The 22,259-nt window shown below is 33.5% G+C and carries 23 protein-coding genes and 1 pseudogene; 2 read left to right on the forward strand and 22 right to left on the reverse strand.

Translation table 11 applies throughout. The annotated features are described in order from the left end of the window. Window positions 1-51: 51 nt before the first annotated feature. The 6 genes from IP358_RS07380 to IP358_RS07405 all read right to left on the reverse strand — a co-directional run bounded on the left by IP358_RS07380 (window position 52) and on the right by IP358_RS07405 (window position 5,469). Window positions 52-747, reverse strand: a complete 696-nt coding sequence (locus tag IP358_RS07380) for an ABC transporter ATP-binding protein (RefSeq protein WP_006803067.1) — start codon at window positions 745-747, stop codon at window positions 52-54. Then, complete coding sequence (locus tag IP358_RS07385; protein ID WP_006803066.1) at window positions 734-1,510, reverse strand: ABC transporter ATP-binding protein; 777 nt, start codon at window positions 1,508-1,510, stop codon at window positions 734-736. The genes IP358_RS07380 and IP358_RS07385 overlap by 14 nt, the downstream gene beginning before the upstream one ends. Further along, complete coding sequence (locus IP358_RS07390) at window positions 1,507-2,691, reverse strand: branched-chain amino acid ABC transporter permease (protein WP_040498765.1); 1,185 nt, start codon at window positions 2,689-2,691, stop codon at window positions 1,507-1,509. Before IP358_RS07390 ends, IP358_RS07385 begins: the two co-directional genes overlap by 4 nt. 9 nt (window positions 2,692-2,700) lie before the next feature. Then, window positions 2,701-3,600, reverse strand: coding sequence for a branched-chain amino acid ABC transporter permease (locus IP358_RS07395; protein WP_006803064.1), 900 nt, complete (start codon window positions 3,598-3,600; stop codon window positions 2,701-2,703). Window positions 3,601-3,623: 23 nt separating this feature from the next. Further along, window positions 3,624-4,739, reverse strand: a complete 1,116-nt coding sequence (locus IP358_RS07400) for an ABC transporter substrate-binding protein (RefSeq protein ID WP_006803063.1) — start codon at window positions 4,737-4,739, stop codon at window positions 3,624-3,626. Between the two features lie 187 nt (window positions 4,740-4,926). Continuing rightward, window positions 4,927-5,469 carry a YceI family protein gene (locus IP358_RS07405; protein WP_006803062.1) on the reverse strand — a complete coding sequence of 181 codons (543 nt, stop codon included), beginning with the start codon at window positions 5,467-5,469 and terminating at the stop codon, window positions 4,927-4,929. A 124-nt stretch (window positions 5,470-5,593) separates the two neighbouring features. On the opposite strand from IP358_RS07405, the gene IP358_RS07410 reads away from it, so the two are divergent. Together IP358_RS07410 and IP358_RS07415 are read left to right on the forward strand one after the other, a co-directional pair. Continuing rightward, window positions 5,594-6,247: a thioredoxin domain-containing protein gene (locus tag IP358_RS07410; protein ID WP_006803061.1), complete on the forward strand. Its 654-nt coding sequence runs from the start codon at window positions 5,594-5,596 to the stop codon at window positions 6,245-6,247. A gap of 83 nt (window positions 6,248-6,330) precedes the next feature. After that, window positions 6,331-6,732, forward strand: coding sequence for a DUF5666 domain-containing protein (locus tag IP358_RS07415; RefSeq protein ID WP_040498763.1), 402 nt, complete (start codon window positions 6,331-6,333; stop codon window positions 6,730-6,732). A 41-nt stretch (window positions 6,733-6,773) separates the two neighbouring features. On the opposite strand, the gene kpsS is transcribed toward IP358_RS07415, so the two are convergent. The 16 genes and pseudogenes from kpsS to IP358_RS07495 form a co-directional block, all read right to left on the reverse strand. Then, window positions 6,774-7,937, reverse strand: coding sequence for a capsule polysaccharide modification protein KpsS (kpsS, locus tag IP358_RS07420; protein WP_006803059.1), 1,164 nt, complete (start codon window positions 7,935-7,937; stop codon window positions 6,774-6,776). Then, entirely contained in the window at window positions 7,903-9,978 is a 2,076-nt protein-coding gene (locus IP358_RS07425) for a capsular polysaccharide biosynthesis protein (protein WP_006803058.1), read from the reverse strand. Before IP358_RS07425 ends, kpsS begins: the two co-directional genes overlap by 35 nt. Before the next feature lie 146 nt (window positions 9,979-10,124). Continuing rightward, complete coding sequence (locus tag IP358_RS07430) at window positions 10,125-10,316, reverse strand: hypothetical protein (protein WP_040498761.1); 192 nt, start codon at window positions 10,314-10,316, stop codon at window positions 10,125-10,127. Between the two features lie 400 nt (window positions 10,317-10,716). Further along, window positions 10,717-11,397, reverse strand: a complete 681-nt coding sequence (gene hddC / locus IP358_RS07435) for a D-glycero-D-manno-heptose 1-phosphate guanosyltransferase (RefSeq protein WP_006803057.1) — start codon at window positions 11,395-11,397, stop codon at window positions 10,717-10,719. After that, window positions 11,385-11,990 (reverse strand): D-sedoheptulose 7-phosphate isomerase, encoded by a 606-nt coding sequence (gene gmhA2 / locus IP358_RS07440; RefSeq protein WP_006803056.1) that lies wholly within the window; start codon window positions 11,988-11,990, stop codon window positions 11,385-11,387. Before gmhA2 ends, hddC begins: the two co-directional genes overlap by 13 nt. Then, entirely contained in the window at window positions 11,978-13,003 is a 1,026-nt protein-coding gene (gene hddA, locus IP358_RS07445; RefSeq protein ID WP_006803055.1) for a D-glycero-D-manno-heptose 7-phosphate kinase, read from the reverse strand. Before hddA ends, gmhA2 begins: the two co-directional genes overlap by 13 nt. A gap of 4 nt (window positions 13,004-13,007) precedes the next feature. Continuing rightward, window positions 13,008-14,036 (reverse strand): GDP-mannose 4,6-dehydratase, encoded by a 1,029-nt coding sequence (locus tag IP358_RS07450; RefSeq protein WP_006803054.1) that lies wholly within the window; start codon window positions 14,034-14,036, stop codon window positions 13,008-13,010. Between the two features lie 72 nt (window positions 14,037-14,108). Further along, window positions 14,109-14,756: a hypothetical protein gene (locus IP358_RS07455; RefSeq protein WP_257534929.1), complete on the reverse strand. Its 648-nt coding sequence runs from the start codon at window positions 14,754-14,756 to the stop codon at window positions 14,109-14,111. After that, complete coding sequence (locus IP358_RS07460; RefSeq protein WP_257534913.1) at window positions 14,716-15,012, reverse strand: hypothetical protein; 297 nt, start codon at window positions 15,010-15,012, stop codon at window positions 14,716-14,718. The genes IP358_RS07455 and IP358_RS07460 overlap by 41 nt, the downstream gene beginning before the upstream one ends. Before the next feature lie 9 nt (window positions 15,013-15,021). Continuing rightward, entirely contained in the window at window positions 15,022-16,266 is a 1,245-nt protein-coding gene (locus tag IP358_RS07465; RefSeq protein ID WP_006803052.1) for a protoporphyrinogen/coproporphyrinogen oxidase, read from the reverse strand. 41 nt (window positions 16,267-16,307) lie between these two features. Next, complete coding sequence (locus tag IP358_RS07470) at window positions 16,308-17,360, reverse strand: NAD-dependent epimerase/dehydratase family protein (RefSeq protein WP_101357066.1); 1,053 nt, start codon at window positions 17,358-17,360, stop codon at window positions 16,308-16,310. After that, the gene (locus IP358_RS07475) at window positions 17,361-17,921 is read right to left on the reverse strand and encodes a dTDP-4-dehydrorhamnose 3,5-epimerase family protein (RefSeq protein ID WP_101357067.1); all 561 of its coding nucleotides are present in this window, start codon (window positions 17,919-17,921) and stop codon (window positions 17,361-17,363) included. Window positions 17,922-17,992: 71 nt separating this feature from the next. Beyond that, window positions 17,993-19,069 carry a GDP-L-fucose synthase family protein gene (locus tag IP358_RS07480; RefSeq protein ID WP_101357068.1) on the reverse strand — a complete coding sequence of 359 codons (1,077 nt, stop codon included), beginning with the start codon at window positions 19,067-19,069 and terminating at the stop codon, window positions 17,993-17,995. After that, complete coding sequence (locus IP358_RS07485) at window positions 19,070-19,627, reverse strand: dTDP-4-dehydrorhamnose 3,5-epimerase family protein (RefSeq protein ID WP_101357069.1); 558 nt, start codon at window positions 19,625-19,627, stop codon at window positions 19,070-19,072. It abuts the gene before it with no gap. Window positions 19,628-19,792: 165 nt separating this feature from the next. Then, window positions 19,793-20,998, reverse strand: coding sequence for a DegT/DnrJ/EryC1/StrS family aminotransferase (locus tag IP358_RS07490; RefSeq protein ID WP_370525634.1), 1,206 nt, complete (start codon window positions 20,996-20,998; stop codon window positions 19,793-19,795). Next, a pseudogene (locus tag IP358_RS07495) lies at window positions 20,990-22,237 on the reverse strand (protoporphyrinogen/coproporphyrinogen oxidase); the annotation flags it as partial. The pseudogene IP358_RS07495 and the gene IP358_RS07490, both read right to left, overlap by 9 nt. Window positions 22,238-22,259: the final 22 nt, after the last annotated feature.

The following is a 22,259-nucleotide window of genomic DNA, read 5'->3' on the forward strand; positions in this document are numbered from 1 at the left end:
ATTTTTATACACTATCCTAATCTCAATCCATATTTATCTACAAGGAAAAATCTATCCTCCTAAATAACGCTTTTTAATCTCATTGTCTTCTAGCATATTTTTTGCCAAATTCTCCATAACAATTTTACCATTCTCTAGCACATACGCACGATTTGCAACTTTAAGTGCAGCAAATGCGTTTTGCTCTACTAATAAAATTGTGATTCCATTCTCTCTTAAATTCAAAATAATCTCAAAAAGCTCACCTACAACCTTTGGTGCAAGCCCAAGGCTAGGTTCATCAAGCATTAAAAGCTTTGGCTCACTCATTAATGCTCTAGCAATCGCAAGCATTTGCTGCTCTCCCCCACTCATTGTGCTAGCAACTTGCTTATAGCGTTCTTTTAGGCGAGGAAAAAGCGCATACATCTTCTCGCGCATTACAGAGAAATTCTCATCATTATTATACGCACCCATTCGTAAATTCTCATCTACACTAAGCCCTGTAAAGACGCGTCTACCCTCTGGGACCAGTGCGATCCCGCGCTGGATAATCTTATGTGTGGGAACTTTTGAAATATCCGCCCCAAAAAAACGCACCTTGCCCTTAGTTTTGACACTATGCACGATTCCATTTAAGCTTGAAGTCTTGCCTGCTCCATTACTCCCAATTAGCGTGATAATCTCGTGTTCTTCAATATGAAAACTCACCCCCTTTAGCCCAGCAATCAAGCCATAATGCACTTCTAAATTTTCAACTTGTAGCATAGAAATCCCCTAAATACGCGGCAATCACTTCTGTATTATTAATCGCTTCTTGCGGTGTCCCACAAAAAAGTTTTTTACCATAATCAAGCACTAAAACCTGCTCACACAAGGCATTTACAAAAGGCATATCGTGTTCAATTAATAGCACACTTAAATCAAAATCCTTTTGCATTTTAAAAATTAGCTCGCTTAATTCTTGCGTTTCCTTTGGATTCATTCCTGCTGCTGGCTCATCTAGCAATAATAATTTTGGATTTGTTGCTAACGCCCTTGCAATCTCTACCTTACGACAATTCCCATAGCTTAATCCACTTGCATTTAGATGCATTTTATCACCCAATCCCATATAATCTAAAAGCCACTTCGCACGCTCTTTAATGCGCCTTTCTTCTTTAAAGTATCGCCCAACACGAAACGCCGCTTCAAAAAAGCTATATTTTGCGTCATTGTGCAAGCCAATTAGCACATTATCAAGCACACTCATTGAGCTAAAAAGGCGGATATTCTGAAAAGTTCTTGCAATTCCTAAATTTACAATTGTATTTGGTTTATAGCGTGAAATATTTTTACCAAGGAAAGTTACCTTTCCAGAATTTGGCTTATAGTTTGCAGTAATAATATTAAACATTGTGGTTTTACCCGCACCATTTGGACCAATAAGCCCAAAAATTTGTTTGGATTCCACCTTAAAGCTCACATTGTCAATTGCCTTTAGCCCGCCAAAGGCAATGCCAACATTTTCAAGCTCTAAAATTGCCATCATTGCCTCCTTTTAAACCATCTTGTTTTTGTAGGATTTAAATCCCAAAGCTCATTTTTTCCCATAATTCCCTCTCTTGCAAAAAGCATAATAATTAGTAAAATCACAGAGAAAAACACCATTCTAAGTCCAGGATACGAGCCAAAATCCGCACCAAAGAAAACCAAAGGCTGATCTAAAAATCTTAACCACTCGCCTCCGCCAATCACTAAAATTGCCCCTAAAATCGCCCCAGTTGTGCTTCCTAAGCCACCAAGCACAATGATAATTAAGAGTTGAAAGGTGAGCTCAAATCCAAAGATTTTTGGATCAATTGTTGTAAGCCATACCGCCATAAGTCCGCCACCCACACCTTCTAAAAAGGCACTTGTGCTAAAGGCAAAAGTTTTGATTTTAAAGGTATTAATTCCCATTGCAATGGCAGCATCTTCATCATCACGCACTGCCTTCATCGCGCGTCCATATTTAGAATACACAATTTGCAAAATTAAAATCACAGATGCAGTAGCAAAAATCCCACTCCAAAAAAACACTGTGATGTTTGCGCCACCGGTAAATGCGTGCGTATAAAGTAGATTAAAAAACCCACTCAATACAGAATCTCCACTGCTTAACGAAAGTAAAGTTTGCTCAATATATCGCACAACAGAGTCTTGATTGTTTGGAATCTCATTTAAGCCAATTGCTCCATTTGTCCATTGTGGATTATTGATTGCTAAAATCTTAATAATAAACCCAAACCCAAGTGTAACAATCGCTAAATAATCCCCACGCACGCGAAAAACTGGAAAAGAGAGTAAAACTGCAATAATCGCCGCTACAACACCACTACAAAAAAGAGCGGGAAGTAGCTCGCTATACATACTAAGCACAAAAGGATGCGGATCATTTAGTTGAAACATACTCCATTTTAAATCTTCATCCAAGAGCATTAATGCAGTGATATACGCACCAATGGCGACAAATCCATTTGGCTCTAAAGAAAGCTGCCCTGTAACGCCATTAATAAGGTTATAACTCACCGCCAAAATCACAAAAATTAAAATGTTATTAAAAATCCTAAGCGCATAATCTCCAAGCAAAGTTTGCGCAGCAAACACCACGCAAATTGCGCAAAAATATAGGAAAATATGGAATCCAAAAGTCGTAATTGTCGGAGTTTTTACATATAAAGTTTTTACCATCATAGACTCCTAAAAACGACTTTTTTCTAAACGCCAATCGCCCATAATTCCAATAGGGCGGAATAGCAACACTAAAATCAGAAATAAAAATGCAAACGCATCTTTATAGCCACCAAGTTCCGGAAATAACGCAACTGCCATAACTTCCGTAAAACCTAAAATGAAACCTCCAAGCACAGCACCACCAACACTTCCAATCCCCCCAAGCACAGCAGCCGCAAAAGCTTTAAGTCCTATTAGCACGCCCATTAAAGGATCAATAGTTGGATAAGAAATCGCATAAAAGATTCCACCAATTCCAGCAAGCATACTCCCAATAGCAAACACAAGAGCGATGATATTATTCACATTTATCCCCATTAAACGCACAGTGTTGATATCAAATGCACTTGCACGAATCGCCATTCCTTGCTTTGTGTAATGTAAAAAGCGCAAGAGCAAAACGAGCAAAACGAGCGTTACCACAGGTACAATAATAGTGATTGCCGTTAAACTCACGCCAAAAATTGCGATAGGTTGCATAAAAAACTCAGGCGCACTAAAAAATCTAGGTGTTGAACCAAAGAAAACATTAAACACATTCTCTAAAAAGAAGCTCACGCCAATTGCAGTAATTAGCATTGAAATTCTAGGCGCACTTCTCAAAGGTGTGTAAGCGATTTTATCAATCAAAACCCCTAAGATTCCACAGAGTATAACAGCAAGAATTGCTGAAACATAAAAAGGAATTCCAAAAGCATTCACTGCAAAAAATACTAAAAATGCACCCACCATCATAATATCTGCGTGTGCAAAATTAATAAGACGCAAACAGCCATACACCATCGTGTAGCCAATAGCAATGAGCGCATACATACTGCCTAAACTCAAACCATTAATACACTGTTGAAAAAAGGTTAAAATATCCAAATTGATAGCCTTAAAAACAGCGATTAAGGATTAACTGTTGTTTTATAGATTAGTTTGCCATCTTTGACTTCATTAATAACTGCGCTGCGCACAGCTTCACCATTATTTAAAGACACATTACCGCCAATTCCCTCATAATTTTGAACATTGCGAATTTTTTCATTGATGCATTCTCTATCTTTAGCTCCACACGCTTCAATTGCTTGCAAAGCGATTCCATATGCATCTGCTAACATTGCACTAAATGTGCTTACAGGCTCTTTGTAAGTCACCTCATAATCTTTCATAAACTGCTCACCCTTTGGTGTTTGTTTTGCACTTGTTGAATAATAATCTGTTACCATATAGCCATTGCCTGCATCTTTAGCAACATCAAAGAAAATCTTATTAGAAACAAGTCCATCGCCACCAATTGTTGGCACACTTAAACCAAGCTGTTTTGCTTGCACAGCAATTAATGCACCCTCATTGTAATAAATCGGTAAATACAAAATATCAGGATTTTTTGCTTTAATGCTTGAGATTTGTGCTTTAAAATCCTTTGTTCCTGCTTGCGCATTAGCTTCAATCACAATCTCTCCACCTAATTTTTTAAACTGATTTTTAAACGCACGCGCAAGACCAATAGAATAATCACTGCTATTATCAAACAAAACTGCAGCTTTTTTGAGCCCTAAATCTTTATAAGCTAGATTTGCAGCAATAATCCCTTGAAAGCTATCTGCAAAACTTACACGAGAAACAAACTTTTTACCCTTTGTTACTCTATCATTTGTCGCCACAGGGGAAATCAAAGGCGTTTTAGAGTCATCAGCAATTTTTGTCATCGCAAGAGCATTTGTAGAAATCATAGGACCAATTACAACACTCACCTTATCACTTGAAACAAGCTTTTGCATTGCATTTGCTGATTCAATCTTATCACTTTTATTATCAATGAAAATTAACTCAATGGAATCACCATTTTTTGTTTTGCTTTGTGCTTTGTAAGCTAAATCAATTCCACGCTTTCCTAACTCTCCAAAACCACCAACTGCACCACTAATAGGTAACACAACACCAATTTTAATAGTCTCTGCATTTAAAGTGCCTACCAACATCCCACACGCCAAGGACATTGCTAATATTGCTTTTCTCATTCTCAAAAACTCCTAACAAAGAAAATTGTAAAAATTTTATGATTATAGAGAATTGCGACTTTAAAACAACTTTAATAGAAACAAAATGAAGACTTACGCAAGCCTTGCGCAAGTTTTAAATATGTGTAGGAATGTGTAGAATTGGAATCCAAAATTGAGATTCCAACTTTTAAAAGCTTCAAAAACTTTATTGTGCATTTGCTTTTAGGTTTAATGTAATTTCTACCTCATCACTAACTGCATTATCTTTAAAAATACTGCCCCACTCTAGTCCAAATTCTGAACGCTTGATCATAGTTTGTGCAGTTACATCAAGCGTTTTGCCATTTAAAACTTCTTTGCTTGTTAGCACGACTGGTTTTGTAACTTCTTTGATTGTTAAATCCCCATAAATCTTTCCTGCTTCATATTTTGTCATCTTAAAAAACATTTTAGGAAATTTTTTTGCATCAAACATATCTGGAGCTTGCAAATGTGCATCACGCTTTGTATTTTCTGTATTCACAGAAGTCATATCAATTTCTCCATCAAGCACTTTAAAGCTCTTAGTTGCACTATCATAATCAATATTCGCACTAAAATTTTTAAACACTCCATCAACTTTTGTGATTTTTACATGTTTCACACTAAAACCTACTTTAGAATTTGCCACATCTATTGCATATGGGGCTGCTAAAGCTGGAAAACTAAGTGCTGCTACCAAACTTGAAACCAAGACAAACTTTTTCATTTTAAATCCTTAAGAAAAATTTAGAATCAAATTATACATAAAAATTAACAAGAATTATTAAAAATATTAAATAAAGCATTTAATTTCTTTTGCTATAATGCCCTAAATTTATATAAGGAATCCTATGCAAACACTCTTAAAATATGTATTGAGCTTGTTCTTCCCTCTTGTATTAAGCACTCAATTTCTCCAAGCTGAAGACTTAAAAGAAGGAAGTGATTTTATTACGCTGCAAAAACCTCTTAATGCTCCAAAAAACAGTATTATAGAGCTCTTTAATGTAAGTTGCCCACACTGTGCTAGCATAAGCAAGGTTTTACCCAATCTTTTTTCCTTTCTTCCTAGTGAAGTTATCTTTATGCCTTATCATATTATTACAAGCGCACCCTTTAGCTCCCAAGCTTCAGAGATGTTAGCTGTTAGTCTAAGCTTAGATAAAACACAAAAGCTTTCTCCAAAAGATTCTAACTCTAATTTTAAGCGCGTTTTGGATTCCTATTTCAATGCAAACTTCACACAAAGAAAACACTTCAAAGATGCAGGATCCTTTATTAGCTATGGTCTAAATGCAATTAATATTTCCGAAGAAGTTTTTAATTCCACATTAAAAGAATCCCACACACAAGAGCTTCTACAAGCTTGGAAAGAAGCTACACAATATGCAAATATACAAGGTGTGCCAAGTTTTATTATTAATGGCAAATATCTAATTCTAGCGCAAGGCTTAAAAAGTGAAGAAGATTTCATCTATAAAGTGGATTATTTATTAGGGCTTTAATTAACAAAAATTTGGCAATATCTTCACATTTTATTGACAAAGGATTTTTATAATTGCACTTACAATTTACAAAAGGAGCAAAAATGAAAACCTTAAAATTTTTTGGAGCACTAGCGACAGCAGCGATTTTAGCAACTTCAGCCATGGCAGATTATGACTTTGATGTGCAAGGACAAATTTCGGCAGTAGATGATGCAAATAAAACAGTTACCATCACAGGACCAAGCGGTTCACTGACAATTAAAGTTTTGCCTTATACTGAAATCAAAGGGGATGATTGTGGTGCATTTGGACAAGATATATATGGCAGCTTTAAAGATTTAACCGTTGGAAAGTTTGTAAAAATTGAAGCTGTGCCTTATGGAGGTTACAACGCATATAACCCGAATAACTCCCAGGCGATCAACCCAGCAACTGGTCTTCCAAAAGATATGCAACTAACTGCAAAAGAAATTGAATGGAAATGCTATCCTAGAGCATACTAAACCTATACAAGGGGCCTTTAGGGCGACTTGTTCTCTAGCCTTTAAATACCCACATAAAAGCTTCCATTGACTTGCGTTTTCCAAATAATGTAACTTCTAAATCTTGTATGCAATCTTGAGCTTGGTTTATATGAGCGGCATTCTTTCCAAAAAGAATGTAAATTACCCTGATAAGTCAATCCATCAATATCATAAAAGGCTCTTCCAACCACTTTTAATGGACAATTATGATAAAGCGCGGATAATCCCACCGTGCTATTAATTACCACACAACCCCTTGCATTTGTTAGAAGAGTTGGAAGATGCAAATCATGCACATACAAAACTCTTCCTTCTACATTAAATTTTAAACTTAAAGTCTCTATCAACTTTGCGTAATTTTTATATCCTCTGTCCATAGGATGATGCTTAAAAACCAAATAAGATTTTGCTTTTGCGTGATTTGCAAAAGACAAAATAGTTTCTTCTATAAATCTCTCTATCGTTTTATTATAATGATATGAAATTTGTGTATCATTATACACTTGTAAAATTGCTAAAAAATATTTTTGCTTAAGCGATAAAATTTTTGTATTCACACTTTTTTCTGTAAATTGATATTTGTATTTTCTAAGTAAAGATAAAATCCAAGGCAAAAAATCAAAAAGCTTTAAGCTTCTATGGTGCATTGTATTATTAAAATACCATCCCAATAAAAAGGCAAAAAGCCAATACAAAAATGCAAAAAAAGCCATCTTTGAAAATGTTCCTGAAAATCTCTTAGATTTAAACTCTTTTGGGGAATACTTTAGATAAAAATCTCTATCTTTTGGTAGCGTTGAATTAGCATTCACTCCATCTTTTTCAAAAGTAATAAAATTTGGACGAATATATCCCTCTTCAAAAATCCAAACTTCAATCCCCATCTCCTTAGCAACTTTAATGGCAATCTCGTGAATTCTTCTGCAGTCATTGTACATAATGATAGCTTGGATATTCTTTGCTTGAAAAATATTTTTATAAAACCCTTCAAGATGCTCTATATCACCACGATAATTTATACTTTTAAAAGGATAAAATAAAAAATCTCCGCCATTAAAATTGATTTTATAAACATTAGAGCCTGCAAGATATTTCGAAATTCTCCAAAAAAAATCTCCAATGGGACCCTGCAACAATAAAATATTTTTATTAGAAAATTGTTTTAATTTTTTTCTTAGATCCATTTTTTATAATAAACTCTAGCACTCTTCTTATTTTTCTTAAGATAAAAGTTCTAAAATCCACAAAAAGTCTCACATGAATTTTAGAAAAATAATCTCTCTGTATTTTTAGCATTATATCTAAAGCAATCTCAACTTCACATAAACTTTTGCTTTTTGGATGAATATACCTAGGATAAACTATCAATGTTCCAGCAACCAACTCTTCAAGTTTTAATATTCTAGTGCGTCTTGTAACTCTATGCTTATCCTGCGTTAGTCCCCAACCTGCATAAAATGGCAAACCATACACAAAAACTTTTTTTTCTCTTAAAAGCGCATCAAATCCACTCGTAGAAGTAATTGTATGCACTTCATCACAAGCCAATATCGCACTATCTATGCTTACATTCTCTAAAATAAAATCACAATATTTTAAAATTATTTTCTTATCCTTCAAGCCTTTACGATTTCCACTTGAAACATCTGGATGGGGCTTATAGAGAATAAAAGCCTCAGGATTTTTTTCCCTGACTTCTTGCAATAACAATAGCGTCGTATATCCCATTCCACCAAGCAACATTGAAGCATCATCTTCTACCTGGGCAGGAATTAATATGATTTTTTTATCAGTATTAATTTTCAAATCTTTATGTTGCAAACCATTGTATTTTGAAAACTTATGATGAACAATATTGTCCCTAAGAGACTTTGCGCGCTCAATTAACCCCTCATTAAAATTATAATTTTGTAAAATACCTTCAAGATCACTAGGCAAATTTGGATCAACATATAACCCCTTGCTATCAACAATCAATGAAAAAGGTCTTGTCAAATCAGATCCCAAAGACACAGAACGCAAAAAACCATCCTCAACAAAATAAACTTCAGAATTATAAACACCTAGGTTTTGCAATACTCCTATCAGATCTTCTTTGGCAAATTTCCCGCCCCATATAAAAAATTTATCCACTTGAGTCAATGGATATTTTTCTAAATCTTCTAAAGAATTTAAGAAAAAAAATCTATTATTTTTTGCTTTAAAGAATGGCTTTATAAACCATCTCTTCCATAAAGTAAAACCAAGAAAATATAAATTTCCAGAATTATTTTGTTCTATTTTTTTATATTTTGCTAGAGTATTAATCGTATCAAAAATATCACTTTTTTTTCCAAGATAAGGATTAAAATACTCACTATAAAGCATATAGCTTGCTGCAAAAACTTCTTCTAATATTCTCTTTTTTGTTCTTCTATTGCAAATCAATTTATCTTGTGTTAGCCCCCAACCTGCATAAAATGGCAAACCATAGCAAACACACTCACAACCCATCATCAATGCTTCAAACCCCATACCAGAAGTCTTAGTATAGACTTTTTTAAAATATCCTAAAAGCTCTATGGGATTATAATTCTCCTTTAATAAAACGCACTCTTTAGGAATCATATTAACATCTATATCGCTTGTTTTTTTGCCGCTTAAAACATCAGGATGAATCTTAATATAAATCCTGCTTGTAGGATTTTCCCTAATAGCATCATCAATTAAATCCAAAGTAGAAAAGCTATCTGCTAAGCCATATTTTAAAGAAGCATCGTTGGCAACTTGAGTAATCACTAAAATACGACTCTCATCTCCTACAAAAAAGTCTTTAGGGATAGAAAGATTATTATTATACTTACTAAGCCTTTCGTGTTTAATCTGTTTTATCGCCAAACTTGCTTCAGTCAAAAACCTATCATCAAACTCATAAGTATTTAAGATTCTCTCTAATTCACTCTCACTTGTTGCATCATAATAGATACCAACAGCATCCTTTACAAGAGAAAAGCTAGGGCTATTTTCAACTCCTAAATCCAAAGAACGCAAAAAACCATCTTCCAACAAAAGAAAGCTGGAATTATTTTTTTTTGCCAATTCAATTGCTTTTAAGCCTGATTTCTTTCTTCCCCATCCTAAAAAAATATCATTTTTTTGAATTTTTTCACATCCCTTATACAAAATGGCGCAATAAAAATTCTTAACATTAACAATAAGTTGCCTAGAAGTAGAATAAAAAACCATACGCCTAATTCCTATTTTAAATTCTATTTCTGATTATACTAAAACTTCTCTTCTCAACTTCCAAATTTTAAATAATATGCCAATATACCCCCCCCCCCCGCCAATAAAAGAAGTATTAGTTGTCTCAATTAAATCCTTTCCTATTTTTAGGCTAAACACTCTTTTTCTTTTAAAGCTTCTTTATAATCAGGATAGGATTCCAAAGGCGGTAATTTTAAAAAAATATCTTTACTAGTTTCCTTTTGATAGGCTTTTAATTCTTTTTGATGTTTTCTAGCAATACGCCATATCGTAAATGGCATCCTAATGCAACCAAATAGAGATTTAGAATTTAACATTACTGCTAGTCCCAATTTGTAAGAAAGTTGATTTTGAATTCTAGCTTTAGCAGTTCCATAATTTAAAGCAAAACGATTTTAGATGTATTGTTATAAATATATCTAAAAAGAAACTCTAATTTTTTCATCGGGAACGCTAAATCATCTAATATCTTATCTATTAATTTCGGGCACAAAAACTCTTCTTTTCTAAATTCATATTTAAAGTCATTTTTTACCATAAACTCATATTGAGCACTATGTTCTAATGTCCAATTATGTACACATTCTCCCGACCAAAAATATTATCTTTTACCTGAGCACAAGGAACGCCTACATTAATTGTATTTGAATAGTAAACTTTATTGACTAAACTTTTGGTTTGTATAAAAAAATAATATTTCCATTTTTATCAATTGTTTTAAGCATGCTCCTCCTTATATTTTCCAACAAACAACGCATAATCACTTGGGATTCCAATATCTATAAAATAATCATCAAATACCTTAGATTTAACTTTTAATCGCCCGCAATTTTCTTGCAAAAATTCCTCAAAAGAAAATTTATCTTGCAATGAAAAATTATCAAAAATATCCTTCTTTATATGATAAATACCGCCATTAATAAAGCCCTTTTTTTTATAAACTTTTTCCTCAAAAGATACTACAAATCCTTGATTGTCTATATTTATAGAACCATATCTATCAAAATTTTTCATTTGCTTTAAAGCTATGCATATCTTACTTTCTTCTAGAGATAACTTTTTTAAATCAATATCAAAAAAAGTATCACCATTTAAAACATAGGCTTCATCATCAATAAACCTTAAGGCATCTTTTATAGCACCCCCAGTTCCAAGAAGATCTTTTTCTATATTATAAATTATATTAATTCCACAAAATCTATTTTTAAAATAATCTTGTATAACTTCATACTTATAAGAGACACTTAAAACAACTTCATCAACTCCCTGTTTCTTAAGATATTCTAACACAAATGCCAAAAATGGCTTATCTCCAATAGGAGCCATAGGCTTTGGAGCTTCCTTAACAATACTTCTTAGCCTAGTCCCAAGCCCACCAGCTAGAACTATAGCTTGCACTCAAATCCTTTACCAAAAAGCTCTTCTTCTACAATAGCGCATAAAATATGCCCAACAACAATATGCGATTCTTGAATTCTAGGAGTGCAAGTTGATGGAATCTTAATACAATAATCGCATAAATCTGCCATTTTCCCACCACTTTGTCCAGTTAGCCCAATACTAACAATGCCCTTATCTCTGCAGACTTTTAAAGCCTCTACAATATTTGCACTATTTCCGCTCGTAGATATCCCTATAAATACATCTCCCGCCACACCCTGTGCCTGAACCTGCCTAGCAAAAAGCTTATCATATCCATAATCATTACCAATAGCGGTCAAAACACTTGTATCCGTCGTGAGTGCGATACTTGGAATTCCTTCTCTATCAAAATAAAACCGACTCACAAACTCTCCAGCTATATGCTGTGCATCAGCAGCGCTTCCTCCATTACCAGCTATTAAGGTTTTATTGCCATTTCTATAAGCTTGAGTTATCTTTAATGCAATTTCTTTAATTAATCCTATAAGTGCATCATCTTGCAAAATAATATTTTTAACAGAAATAGAATCAATAAATTGTTGTTTAATATAAACACTTAAATTGTCCATGACTTCACACCTTCTTTCACAAAATTAAATTCAGCCACATACCCCCCCCCTCCCTCGGTATTTAACTTTTTCACAAGATTATATTTTCTAATAGGATCTACCATAAAAAACATAAATCCACCAGCTCCAGCACCACTAATCTTTCCACTGTAAGCACCGCTATCCATAGCTAGTCTATAAATTCTATCTACTTCATCATTGCTCACAATCTCAGAAATTACCTTTTTTGACTCCCATGACTTACCAAGTATCCTAGCAATATTTTTAAAATCACCCTTTAGTAATGCCTCTTTCATATCGCTTGCGTCTTGCTTAATTTGATGCATAGCTTCTAAAGATTTGCCTCCTTGCAACTTCCCTTTCTTATGAGATTCTATATCTTTTGCCTCTCTAGTAATATTTGTAAAATACAACACAACTTGAGACTCTAACTCGCTAACAATCCAATTTTTAACCCTAAGAGGATTTACAATCACGCGCTTATCACCATAAAACTCCATAAAATTAAATCCACCAAAAGTTGCAGCATACTGATCCTGTGCACCGCCAACTATTCCCATTTCTTCTCTTTCTATTTCAAAAGCAAGTTTGGCGACATCATACTCCCCAAGTGGCAAATGTAACCATTCTACAAAAGCAGCAATGATAGCAACAACTAATGTGGAACTTCCCCCCAAACCACTTCCACTAGGAGCATCAGAATAAGTGTGTAAAGAAAAACTAAGAGGTTTCTTAATAAAATCTCTCACTAAACGATTATAAATACATTTATACAAATCAAGCATTCCATCAAGCGCTAAAGACTCTGCACTTTCATACTCCACAAGACAATTTGTATCAGGAGAATCAAAAACAATCTTGCCATCATCTCTTTCTTTAATAGTACAACGAATATACATGGAAATTGTTGCATTTAAAACATACCCGCCATATTTTTCACAATACAAATCAATATCTGTTCCACCACCTGCCAAACCTAATCTCAATGGAGCTTGCGAACGCACTATCTTCATTGTTTTACCTATTCAATGGAATTCTACCCCTAGAGATTTCATCTCTCCAATGGTTTAGCAAATCTTCAAACATTTTTCTAGCTGGAATCTCTGGCTTCCAATTAATAAAACTTTTGATTTTTGTATTATCAAACATTTGATAATCAGCATCAATGGGTCTCATTCTCTCTTCATCCTGCTTGATTTCTATATCTTTTCTTGTTGAAAATCCTAAAAGTATTTCTATCACCTCAGGTAGCTTAAAAGCCTCTTCTCCAGCAATATTAAATGCTTCACCACAAGGCACATTCCCTTTCTCGCTTTCAAGAGATAGCAAATAATATGCCCTAATAGCATCACGACAATCCTGAAAAGTCCTAACACTTGATAAATTTCCAACCTTAATCACAGGCTCTTGGAATCCCGCTTCAATCAACGCGATTTGTTTAGCAACAGTACTTTCAAAAAAGACATCACTGCGTCTTGGTCCACTATGCGTCCCCATTCTTGTAACAAAGGTTCGGATTCCATAAGCCTCACCATAAAATCTTCCTAGATAATCTGTTCCAATTTTGCTGATGCTATATGGACTTGCCCCATGAAATGTTGTCTCTTCATTTAGTTTCACACCAACTTTTGCGCGCCCATAAACCTCACTAGATGAACAAATATGCACCACAGGATCATAACTATCTTTATCTCTAAGATTTCTAATATTTTCTAAAATATTTGCCGTACCTATAATATTTGTTTGCAATGTCTCTATGGGAATATCAAAAGAAGTTTTTGGATAAGATTGTGCTGCAAGATGAAAGACAACATCTGGCTTCTTGCTCTCAAAAAGTTTTTGGATACTAGAATAATCATTTAAATCTGCATAAAATACACTAATTCTATCTTTTTTATTTATCCTATCACTTAAATGATAAATATTATCCATAGGCTCTTGCCAACGCATCATTCCAATAACTTCATAATTTGTATGCTCAAGCAAATAGTCTGCCATCTGCGACCCAACTTGCCCTGTAAAACCTGTAATTAATGCTGTTTTCATTGTAGTCCTTTATTGTTTAGTATTATATCATAACAACATTAAATCATTAGCTACTTAATTATATATTTACATTTATTCCCAACAAAACTTAATAGGAATTTCAGGATTAGAAGGATGCACTGGAAAATCAAATCCTTCCACAATACCTTCTTTTCTGTATCCATATTGCATCAAATTTTTAGAAATATCTTTTCTCAAATAGGAAACCTCCAAGGTAACACTAAAAAATAAATTCCTACAATAAAAGATCTTTCCGTGATTGTTAAAATGAAAATGTATTGGTTGATAATATTGATTTATTCTCTCCAAAATCTCAAATCTTCTCTTTGCTTCAAGCGTTTCTTCTGGATTACATCCGTGAAATTCAAAAATAACTTGTTCAAAATATCGATTAATTAATTCCATATCTATTCTTTCAAAAATATCCCATTCGGCATTTTCAATATCAATTTGCAAAATATTTGGCAGAGCGGAATTTAACTCATTGCTCTCAATGATTGCTTCTAAAGTCGTCATATTATCACTATTTTGCAATCCTACAAACTTCTTATAAAAACAAATATTTGGATGATCGTATGGTCCTTTATCTATGCTAGAATCGTATTCTAAAACCTTATACCCCCTTTGCGCCATTTCTAAATCCCAAGGAGAATAATCAGAAACGCCAAGAGAAATCGCTTTAGGAGATAATGCCCCCCCCCCCCGATACCAATAAATCATTATACATAACATACCCGCCATCACCGTTACCGCCAATCCTAACAAGCTTATCATTTGGAATATTTAATGGCTTTAATATTTCTAAATATTTACAAATATTATTAAAGCATTCAGGGTTGTTATTAATTCTAATATAATTCCTGTCCCTATTTTGCAATAACAGCAAAAGAATCTCTTTATCTTTTTTGTTAATATCTAAATTTGCAATTATATTTGACATTAACAAGCAATAACTAATCTGTGTGTTCAAATCCATCTTGTCTCCCTATAAATATTTTTCTTTAATTTTTTTAGCCAAATCTATAGATCTCTTGATGCATATATCCATATTATAATATTCCCACTCACCAAAACGCCCGTGAGAAATAATGCCCAAGGAATCCAAATATTTTATTGCCTTTTCTTTAGAGTCTTTGTAATTCAAATCAAACAAAACATAAGCATGATCGGTAATATTATGTCCGACAATTCTTTTTAAGAATGGAAGTTTTTTACCTTCTTTTTCAAAATAATCTACACTGCGCACACCAATAGACTCAGTAACACAATAATTCTTCTTAGGAGTCACCACAAATCCAGTATTTGACAACCGATGAATACCAATCTCCGGAATTGGGATATATGCCCAAGTTACATCCAAACTACCGTCTGTCTCCCAAAGCGCATTTGAAACTTTATTATACTTTAATTTCTTAAAATATTCTTTTGCATCATTTGCAACATCGCCCAAAAGCCCAACAAACAAATCCAATGGAGTAGTATTAATAATCACATCATACTCTCTCTCTCCATTTATAACCCACTTTTTTGCATTTTTCTCTATGCTTTTTATAGGATAATTTAAAATGATATTTACTCCATTCCCAATTGCTTCTATAAAGGTATTTTGATTGTTAGTCTTTGGGTAGTAAAAATGCTGGTGTGCCATGCCATCATTCACATTTCCAAATAGCGACTCAAAAAATCTTACTTTATCTGGCACAGGAAGCTTCATCTGTTTATCATCTATAGTCCAAACGCTATCCATATTTTTGGGCTCAATACCCCAAATTTTAGTATTATAAGGTATAAAATACTCTCTTGCTAAAGTTGGTCCAAAATGATTTATGAACCATTCTTCTAGATTTTTTCCTTTTTCATAAGATGCATTAAGCATTTCATAAGTAATATCAAATGCTAACTTTGAATCAATATCATTAATCTGTTTTACAGAAAATTCTATCGGATACGAAATCCATTTACCCCTAAAATAAATCCTTGTTTCTCTTTTTATGCCATTCCACTCTGTTTTGGACAAAACCTTATTAAAAACAAACTCTTTTACATCTTCATATTTAGAATCAAAGCAATGTCCTCCATTTACATGGTATGTCATCCCATCAACATCTTTGGTTCTAGCTATACCTCCAACAACAGGCTCTTTTTCTAAAACTTCTACTTCAAAATCATCTTTTAAAAGCCTTGCAATAGATAATCCAGAAATTCCAGCTCCTAAAACTCCAATTTTCATCTTATACTCCTAAATTTAATTAATAAATACAAATCATTTATTTAATGATTCATATACCATTGACACATTGCTTCTAATCCTTTTTCTAATGAAATTCCACTTTCAAAGCCAAGTTTATTAAATTTTTTTCTACTCATACTTTTATATAATGTTCCATCATTGGAATCCACCTCCTTTTCAAAAATTAACTCTCCCTTATATCCTATAAACTTTGCCATTAATAAAGAAAGCTCTTTAATGCTAACGGGGGATTCGTTAGCGAAATTCACAAAAGAGCTTAATAAATTTCCGCCTTCATCATATTCACACAATGCCTTAAAATCCACATTATTTGCTAAGTAAATACAAAAATTCGCAAGATCTCTTGCATTTGCAAACTCCCTAGCAGCCTTTCCTGTGCCAATCATCTTTATATAATCTTTAAAGATTCCATATTTTTCACAAAATTGAATTGCGTCTTGCTGGTTAAGGTTTAAATCCATACATAAAGCTTCAAAATTGTTTTCATTTAAATGTTTTGCCAAGAAAATTTTTCTAAAAATTCCAGCTTGCACATGGGAATCTTCTATATCAAAATTATCATTTTCTCCATAAATGCTAGTTGGAGCAACACATAAAAAATTAGTTCCTTTCTCTAAGTTTAAATATTCACACAATTTAATTCCAGCCACCTTGCTAATCGCATAGCTTTCATTGTTTGGCTGAAAAGATCCGCTTAACATATATTTTTCCTCCAATGGCAAAGGAGCATCTTTAGGATAAACACACGCAGAAGCAAGATAAATTAGCTTCTTAACATTAAATTCTGCCGCACAATAAATCACATTATTTTGCATCATCAAATTGTTATATAAAAATTCAGCAGGATATTTTCTCTGCTTAATAAAGCCACCTACAAATGCTGCACAAAAAAACACATATTCTGGCTTTTCTTTTGCAAAAAACTCTTGCACTACTTTTTGATTGATTAAATCAAGCTCTTTATGTGTTTTATAGATAAGATTTGTATAGCCTTGCTTTTGAAGCTCTTGCAAGATTGCACTCCCTACAAGCCCTCTATGCCCTGCTACATAAATTTTAGAATCTTTTTGCATTTAAAACCCTTTTGTATGATCTTGTGTCATAGCTTCAATATCTCTATTTGATAAAATAGGATTTTCAACTCCCCAATCAATGCCTATGCGTGGATCATTCCAAGCAAAAGTGAATTGATCCTTTGCATCCATATACTCACCGTCATAAGCCAATTTATAACAATACATAGAATCGCATTTTGAGCTGACATATTGCGCATTACCAAAATATGGGGGGATTAAAATTAATTTTTGATTATCAGAATTAATTATAAACTTTTCCCATTTTAAATATGTTGGAGAATCCTTTCTGCAATCCACCACAACTTGATAAATCTCTCCCGTTATACAAGTTACAAGCTTCCAAGACTTATGATCTCCGTGTATCCCTCGCAATACATTAGGTTTAGATAGAGTAAATTTATCAAGCACAAATTCTAAGCCATTAGGCAAAAGATGACCAATGGCATCTTTGGAATAACTTGACCAAATCTCCCCTCTTAAATCTTGAAATTTGTTAGGGGTAATAATATAAATGCCTTTTAGCTTTTTAGATTCCTTAATATCAAATTCTATTGCCATCCCTTCCCCCTTATGCAGCTTTTGTTGTATAAACAGGAGAAATAGCTCTAGAACTTTTAAAGGCAACTAGGTTATGCCCCCCCCCCCCGACTACTAGATTCTAATCCTTGTGTTAAATACCATTGATACATCATTTTGATTCCTTGTTCTAAATTGATTTTATGTTTCCAGCCTAAACTTTCAAGCTTTGAGCCAGAAGTTAGCTTATGCATTGCCCCATCAGGACGCCTATCATTAAAGGTAAGCCTACCTTTAAAGCCCACAATCTTCTGAATTAATTCCGCAAGTTCTTTAATGCTAATATTTGCATTTGGAGCGACATTAATGTGTGTATTTTGCACCTTTGCTTCACTCTTATGCAAATCTTTAAAATCTATATTGCGCATTATAAATAAACAAGCACTTGCTAAATCATCACTATGAATAAACTCTCTCGTTGGTTTACCGCTACCCCAAATCTCTACTGCATCTGCAGAAACTCCAAAGCTAGCAAGATAATCTTTTGCTTTCTTAAAATCTGTCATCTTTAAATCAGCCAAAATCTCATTGCTTCTACCCTCTCTTAAAAGATTCGCCAAATGCATTTTACGCAAAACAGCTGGTAAAACATGGGAATTTTCAAGATTAAAATTATCGTTATTACCATAAAGATTCGTTGGAACAATAGATAGAAAATTAGTATGATTTTGGAGATTGTAACTTTCACACATCACAAGTCCCGCAATTTTAGCAATTGCATAAGGCTTATGAGAATATTCCAAATCACCTTTTAGCATTTGATCTTCATCAGTGGGCATAATTGCATTTTTGGGATAAATAGCAGTCGAAGCGATAAAGACAAGCTTCTTAACTCCACTAAGATAAGCATTATGAATCACATTGCACTCTATCATTAAATTCTGATAGATAAAGTCTGCCCTGAAAGTATTATTTGCTGCAATTCCCCCCGCTTTTGCTGCACAAAAAAACACATATTCTGGCTTTTCTTTTGCAAAAAACTCTTGCACTACTTTTTGATTGATTAAATCAAGCTCTTTATGTGTTTTATAGATAAGATTTGTATAGCCTTGCTTTTGAAGCTCTTGCAAGATTGCACTCCCTACAAGCCCTCTATGCCCTGCTACATAAATTTTAGAATCTTTTTGCATTTAAAACCCTTTTGTATGATCTTGTGTCATAGCTTCAATATCTCTATTTGATAAAATAGGATTTTCAACTCCCCAATCAATGCCTATGCGTGGATCATTCCAAGCAAAAGTGAATTGTTCATCAGCATCAACATACTCCCCCAAATAAGCACATTTATAGTAATAAACTGCGCTTTTGCTCCTCACACAATGCGCATTTCCAAATCCCGCTGGCACTAAAATAATTTGTTGATTTTCTTGATTAATTGTAAATTTCTCCCATTGAAGATATGTTGGAGAATCCTTTCTGCAATCCACCACAACTTGATGAATCTCGCCATAAACACAAGTTGCAAACTTATATGTTTTTAAATCTCCGTGGATTCCACGAATCACATTGTGATGAGAGTAAATAAATTTATCGTGAATAAATCTCAAGCCACTTGGCAAAAGTTTATCAATCTTTTCGCTAGTAAATGCAGTCCAAATCTCTCCTCTTAAATCTTGAAATTTGCTTGGGGTAATAATATAAACGCCTTTTAGCTTTTTAGATTCCTTAATATCAAATTCTATTGCCATACTCTCCCCCTTATGCAGCTTTTGTTGTATAAGCAAGATTTTGTAAGCAAGAGATTTGAGAAGGATTAAGTTTTAAATGTGATGTATTGTTTTTTATAGAAGAAGCTAAATAAATAGTAAAAATAATAGAAGTAGCATTAAAATCTTTAATGCTACTAAAGGCAACTAGATTATGCCCCCCCCCCCGCCGATAACTTTGGCAAATAATTTAATAGAATCAGAAATATCCACTTGATGATTCCCTACAAAAAATCCTTTTTCTTGAAGATACTTTGCATTTTTAAGCTCTTTGTGGATTGTGTAGTCAAAATATTTTATCACCTCATTTTGTGTGAAATCCCCTGTGGCAATAGGGCGATATTCAATATTATTTTTTTCTAGCTTTTGGATAATTTCATTTCTTTGTATTTTAGAATCAGGACGAATAATTAAGGAAAAACCAAACCAAGAACTAGAACCGATTTCTTTTTGTATGATAAAATCAGGGTGATTTGCAAAATAACTACAAAATAGTTTTGCATTTTCTCTGCGATGCTTTAGAAAATCTGGAAGTTTTTTAAGCTGCTCTATTCCTATTGCACCGCTCATTTCAACAGGACGCACATTATAGCCGGGCAATACAAATCTAAAAGACTCACTAAACCAATCATCACTCTTTTTGGCTACCAAATTATCCTTTGGCAAATTTCTAGTCCAGCCGTGCGCCCTTAAACACAATAAAATATGATAGAGCTCCTCATCATCAGTTACAACAAACCCCCCTTCCATCGTTGCCATATGATGAGAATAAAAGGTGGAAAATGTCCCCATAACCCCAAATGTTCCAGCTTGCTTACCTTTGTATTCTGCACCCATAGATTCACAATTATCCTCCAACAAAATAATATCCCTGTTAGAAATCATTGCCTTAATAGCATCAAAGTCATTAGGATTTCCTAGCAAATTCACACACATTATCATTTTTGTAGAATCTGTAATAGCAGTTTTTAAAGCTTCTAAATCATAATTAAGCGTCTCCAAATCAATATCTACAAATTTAAGCTTCAATCCATACTGATAAAGTGGATAATAAGTGGTACTCCAAGAAACAGCTGGCACAATCACCTCATCACCCCTTTTTAATCGTGGAGTCTTTGTATAAAATAATGCTGCTGTGGCAATTAAGTTTGCTGTTGAACCTGAGCTTGTCATTACAGCATACTTAGATCCTACAAACCTAGCAAAATCTTTTTCAAACCCTGCAACCTTCTTACCCATTGTAAATATATCACTTTTGATAACTTCTTGAATTGCTTGTAACTCTTTTTCATCCCAAGTAGATGAGGCTAAAGTATATCTAGTTTTTACATCATCGGTCTGCGATTTCTTCATTTCTTTAATTTTTTTAGCCAAATCTATAGATCTCTTGATGCATATATCCATATTATAATATTCCCACTCACCAAAACGCCCGTGAGAAATAATGCCCAAGGAATCCAAATATTTTATTGCCTTTTCTTTAGAGTCTTTGTAATTCAAATCAAACAAAACATAAGCATGATCGGTAATATTATGTCCGACAATTCTTTTTAAGAATGGAAGTTTTTTAATCTCCTTTTCAAAATATTCTATAGAATGACTTCCCAAGCTTTCAGCAAGGCAATAGTTCCTATTGGGCGTAAAAAAGGTCCCCATATTTATAGTTCTATGAATACCTATATCGCAATCCGGTATATATGCCCAGGTAAAATCCACACTTCCATCAGTCTCACACAACACATTTGAAATTCTATTAAATTTCAAGTTTCTAAAATATTTTTCTATTTCATATGGAATATCCTTTAATATATCAACTATTGCATCCAATGGAGTAGTATTAATAATCACATCATACTCTCTCTCTCCATTTATAACCCACTTTTTTGCATTTTTCTCTATGCTTTTTATAGGATAATTTAAAATGATATTTACTCCATTCCCAATTGCTTCTATAAAGGTATTCTGATTGTTAGTCTTTGGGTAGTAATATCCACTTGCTTCAACCATACCATCTACACCTTTTCCACTTACCAAAGATTTATAAAAATTTTCCTTAGTGGGTATAGGAAGCTTCATTTGTTTATCATCTATAGTCCAAACGCTATCCATATTTTTGGGTTCAATACCCCAAATTTTAGTATTATAAGGTATAAAATACTCTCTTGCTAAAGTTGGTCCAAAATGATTTATGAACCATTCTTCTAGATTTTTTCCTTTTTCATAAGATGCATTAAGCATTTCTTTAGTAATTAAAAAGGCTAGTTCTGTATCAAACTTATCGATCTCTAAAACAGAGTTTTCTATAGGATTGCCAATCCAATGTCCTTTAAATAATATTTTTGCATTTTTGACATAAGAATTCCATTTATTCTTCTCTAAAACACTAGAAAAAACAAACTCTTTTACATCTTCATACCTTGATGCAAAGCAATGTCCTCCATTTACATGATATGCTACCCCATCAACATCTTTGGTTCTAGCTATGCCTCCAACAACAGGCTCTTTTTCTAAAACTTCTACTTCAAAATCATCTTTTAAAAGCCTTGCAATAGATAATCCAGAAATCCCAGCTCCTAAAACTCCAATTTTCATTTCTATATCCTTTAAAATTTAT

The organism is Helicobacter winghamensis ATCC BAA-430 (genome assembly GCF_028751035.1).
Taxonomy (GTDB): Bacteria; Campylobacterota; Campylobacteria; order Campylobacterales; family Helicobacteraceae; genus Helicobacter_D; species Helicobacter_D winghamensis.

Excerpts from the sequence above, each read along its gene's own strand:
- IP358_RS07425 (WP_006803058.1), bottom strand. The coding sequence starts at position 9,978 with ATGGTTTTTTATTCTACTTCTAGGCAACTTATTGTTAATGTTAAGAAT.
- kpsS (WP_006803059.1), bottom strand. The coding sequence starts at position 7,937 with ATGGATCTAAGAAAAAAATTAAAACAATTTTCTAATAAAAATATTTTA.
- IP358_RS07390 (WP_040498765.1), bottom strand. The coding sequence starts at position 2,691 with ATGGTAAAAACTTTATATGTAAAAACTCCGACAATTACGACTTTTGGA.
- IP358_RS07460 (WP_257534913.1), bottom strand. The coding sequence starts at position 15,012 with ATGGATTTGAACACACAGATTAGTTATTGCTTGTTAATGTCAAATATA.
- gmhA2 (WP_006803056.1), bottom strand. The coding sequence starts at position 11,990 with ATGGACAATTTAAGTGTTTATATTAAACAACAATTTATTGATTCTATT.
- IP358_RS07485 (WP_101357069.1), bottom strand. The coding sequence starts at position 19,627 with ATGGCAATAGAATTTGATATTAAGGAATCTAAAAAGCTAAAAGGCGTT.
- IP358_RS07385 (WP_006803066.1), bottom strand. The coding sequence starts at position 1,510 with ATGATGGCAATTTTAGAGCTTGAAAATGTTGGCATTGCCTTTGGCGGG.
- IP358_RS07480 (WP_101357068.1), bottom strand. The coding sequence starts at position 19,069 with ATGCAAAAAGATTCTAAAATTTATGTAGCAGGGCATAGAGGGCTTGTA.
- IP358_RS07415 (WP_040498763.1), top strand. The coding sequence starts at position 6,331 with ATGAAAACCTTAAAATTTTTTGGAGCACTAGCGACAGCAGCGATTTTA.
- IP358_RS07400 (WP_006803063.1), bottom strand. The coding sequence starts at position 4,739 with ATGAGAAAAGCAATATTAGCAATGTCCTTGGCGTGTGGGATGTTGGTA.
- IP358_RS07475 (WP_101357067.1), bottom strand. The coding sequence starts at position 17,921 with ATGGCAATAGAATTTGATATTAAGGAATCTAAAAAGCTAAAAGGCATT.
- IP358_RS07430 (WP_040498761.1), bottom strand. The coding sequence starts at position 10,316 with ATGTTAAATTCTAAATCTCTATTTGGTTGCATTAGGATGCCATTTACG.
- IP358_RS07405 (WP_006803062.1), bottom strand. The coding sequence starts at position 5,469 with ATGAAAAAGTTTGTCTTGGTTTCAAGTTTGGTAGCAGCACTTAGTTTT.
- IP358_RS07470 (WP_101357066.1), bottom strand. The coding sequence starts at position 17,360 with ATGCAAAAAGATTCTAAAATTTATGTAGCAGGGCATAGAGGGCTTGTA.
- IP358_RS07450 (WP_006803054.1), bottom strand. The coding sequence starts at position 14,036 with ATGAAAACAGCATTAATTACAGGTTTTACAGGGCAAGTTGGGTCGCAG.
- hddA (WP_006803055.1), bottom strand. The coding sequence starts at position 13,003 with ATGAAGATAGTGCGTTCGCAAGCTCCATTGAGATTAGGTTTGGCAGGT.
- IP358_RS07490 (WP_370525634.1), bottom strand. The coding sequence starts at position 20,998 with ATGAAGAAATCGCAGACCGATGATGTAAAAACTAGATATACTTTAGCC.
- IP358_RS07380 (WP_006803067.1), bottom strand. The coding sequence starts at position 747 with ATGCTACAAGTTGAAAATTTAGAAGTGCATTATGGCTTGATTGCTGGG.
- IP358_RS07465 (WP_006803052.1), bottom strand. The coding sequence starts at position 16,266 with ATGAAAATTGGAGTTTTAGGAGCTGGAATTTCTGGATTATCTATTGCA.
- IP358_RS07410 (WP_006803061.1), top strand. The coding sequence starts at position 5,594 with ATGCAAACACTCTTAAAATATGTATTGAGCTTGTTCTTCCCTCTTGTA.
- IP358_RS07455 (WP_257534929.1), bottom strand. The coding sequence starts at position 14,756 with ATGATTTATTGGTATCGGGGGGGGGGGGCATTATCTCCTAAAGCGATT.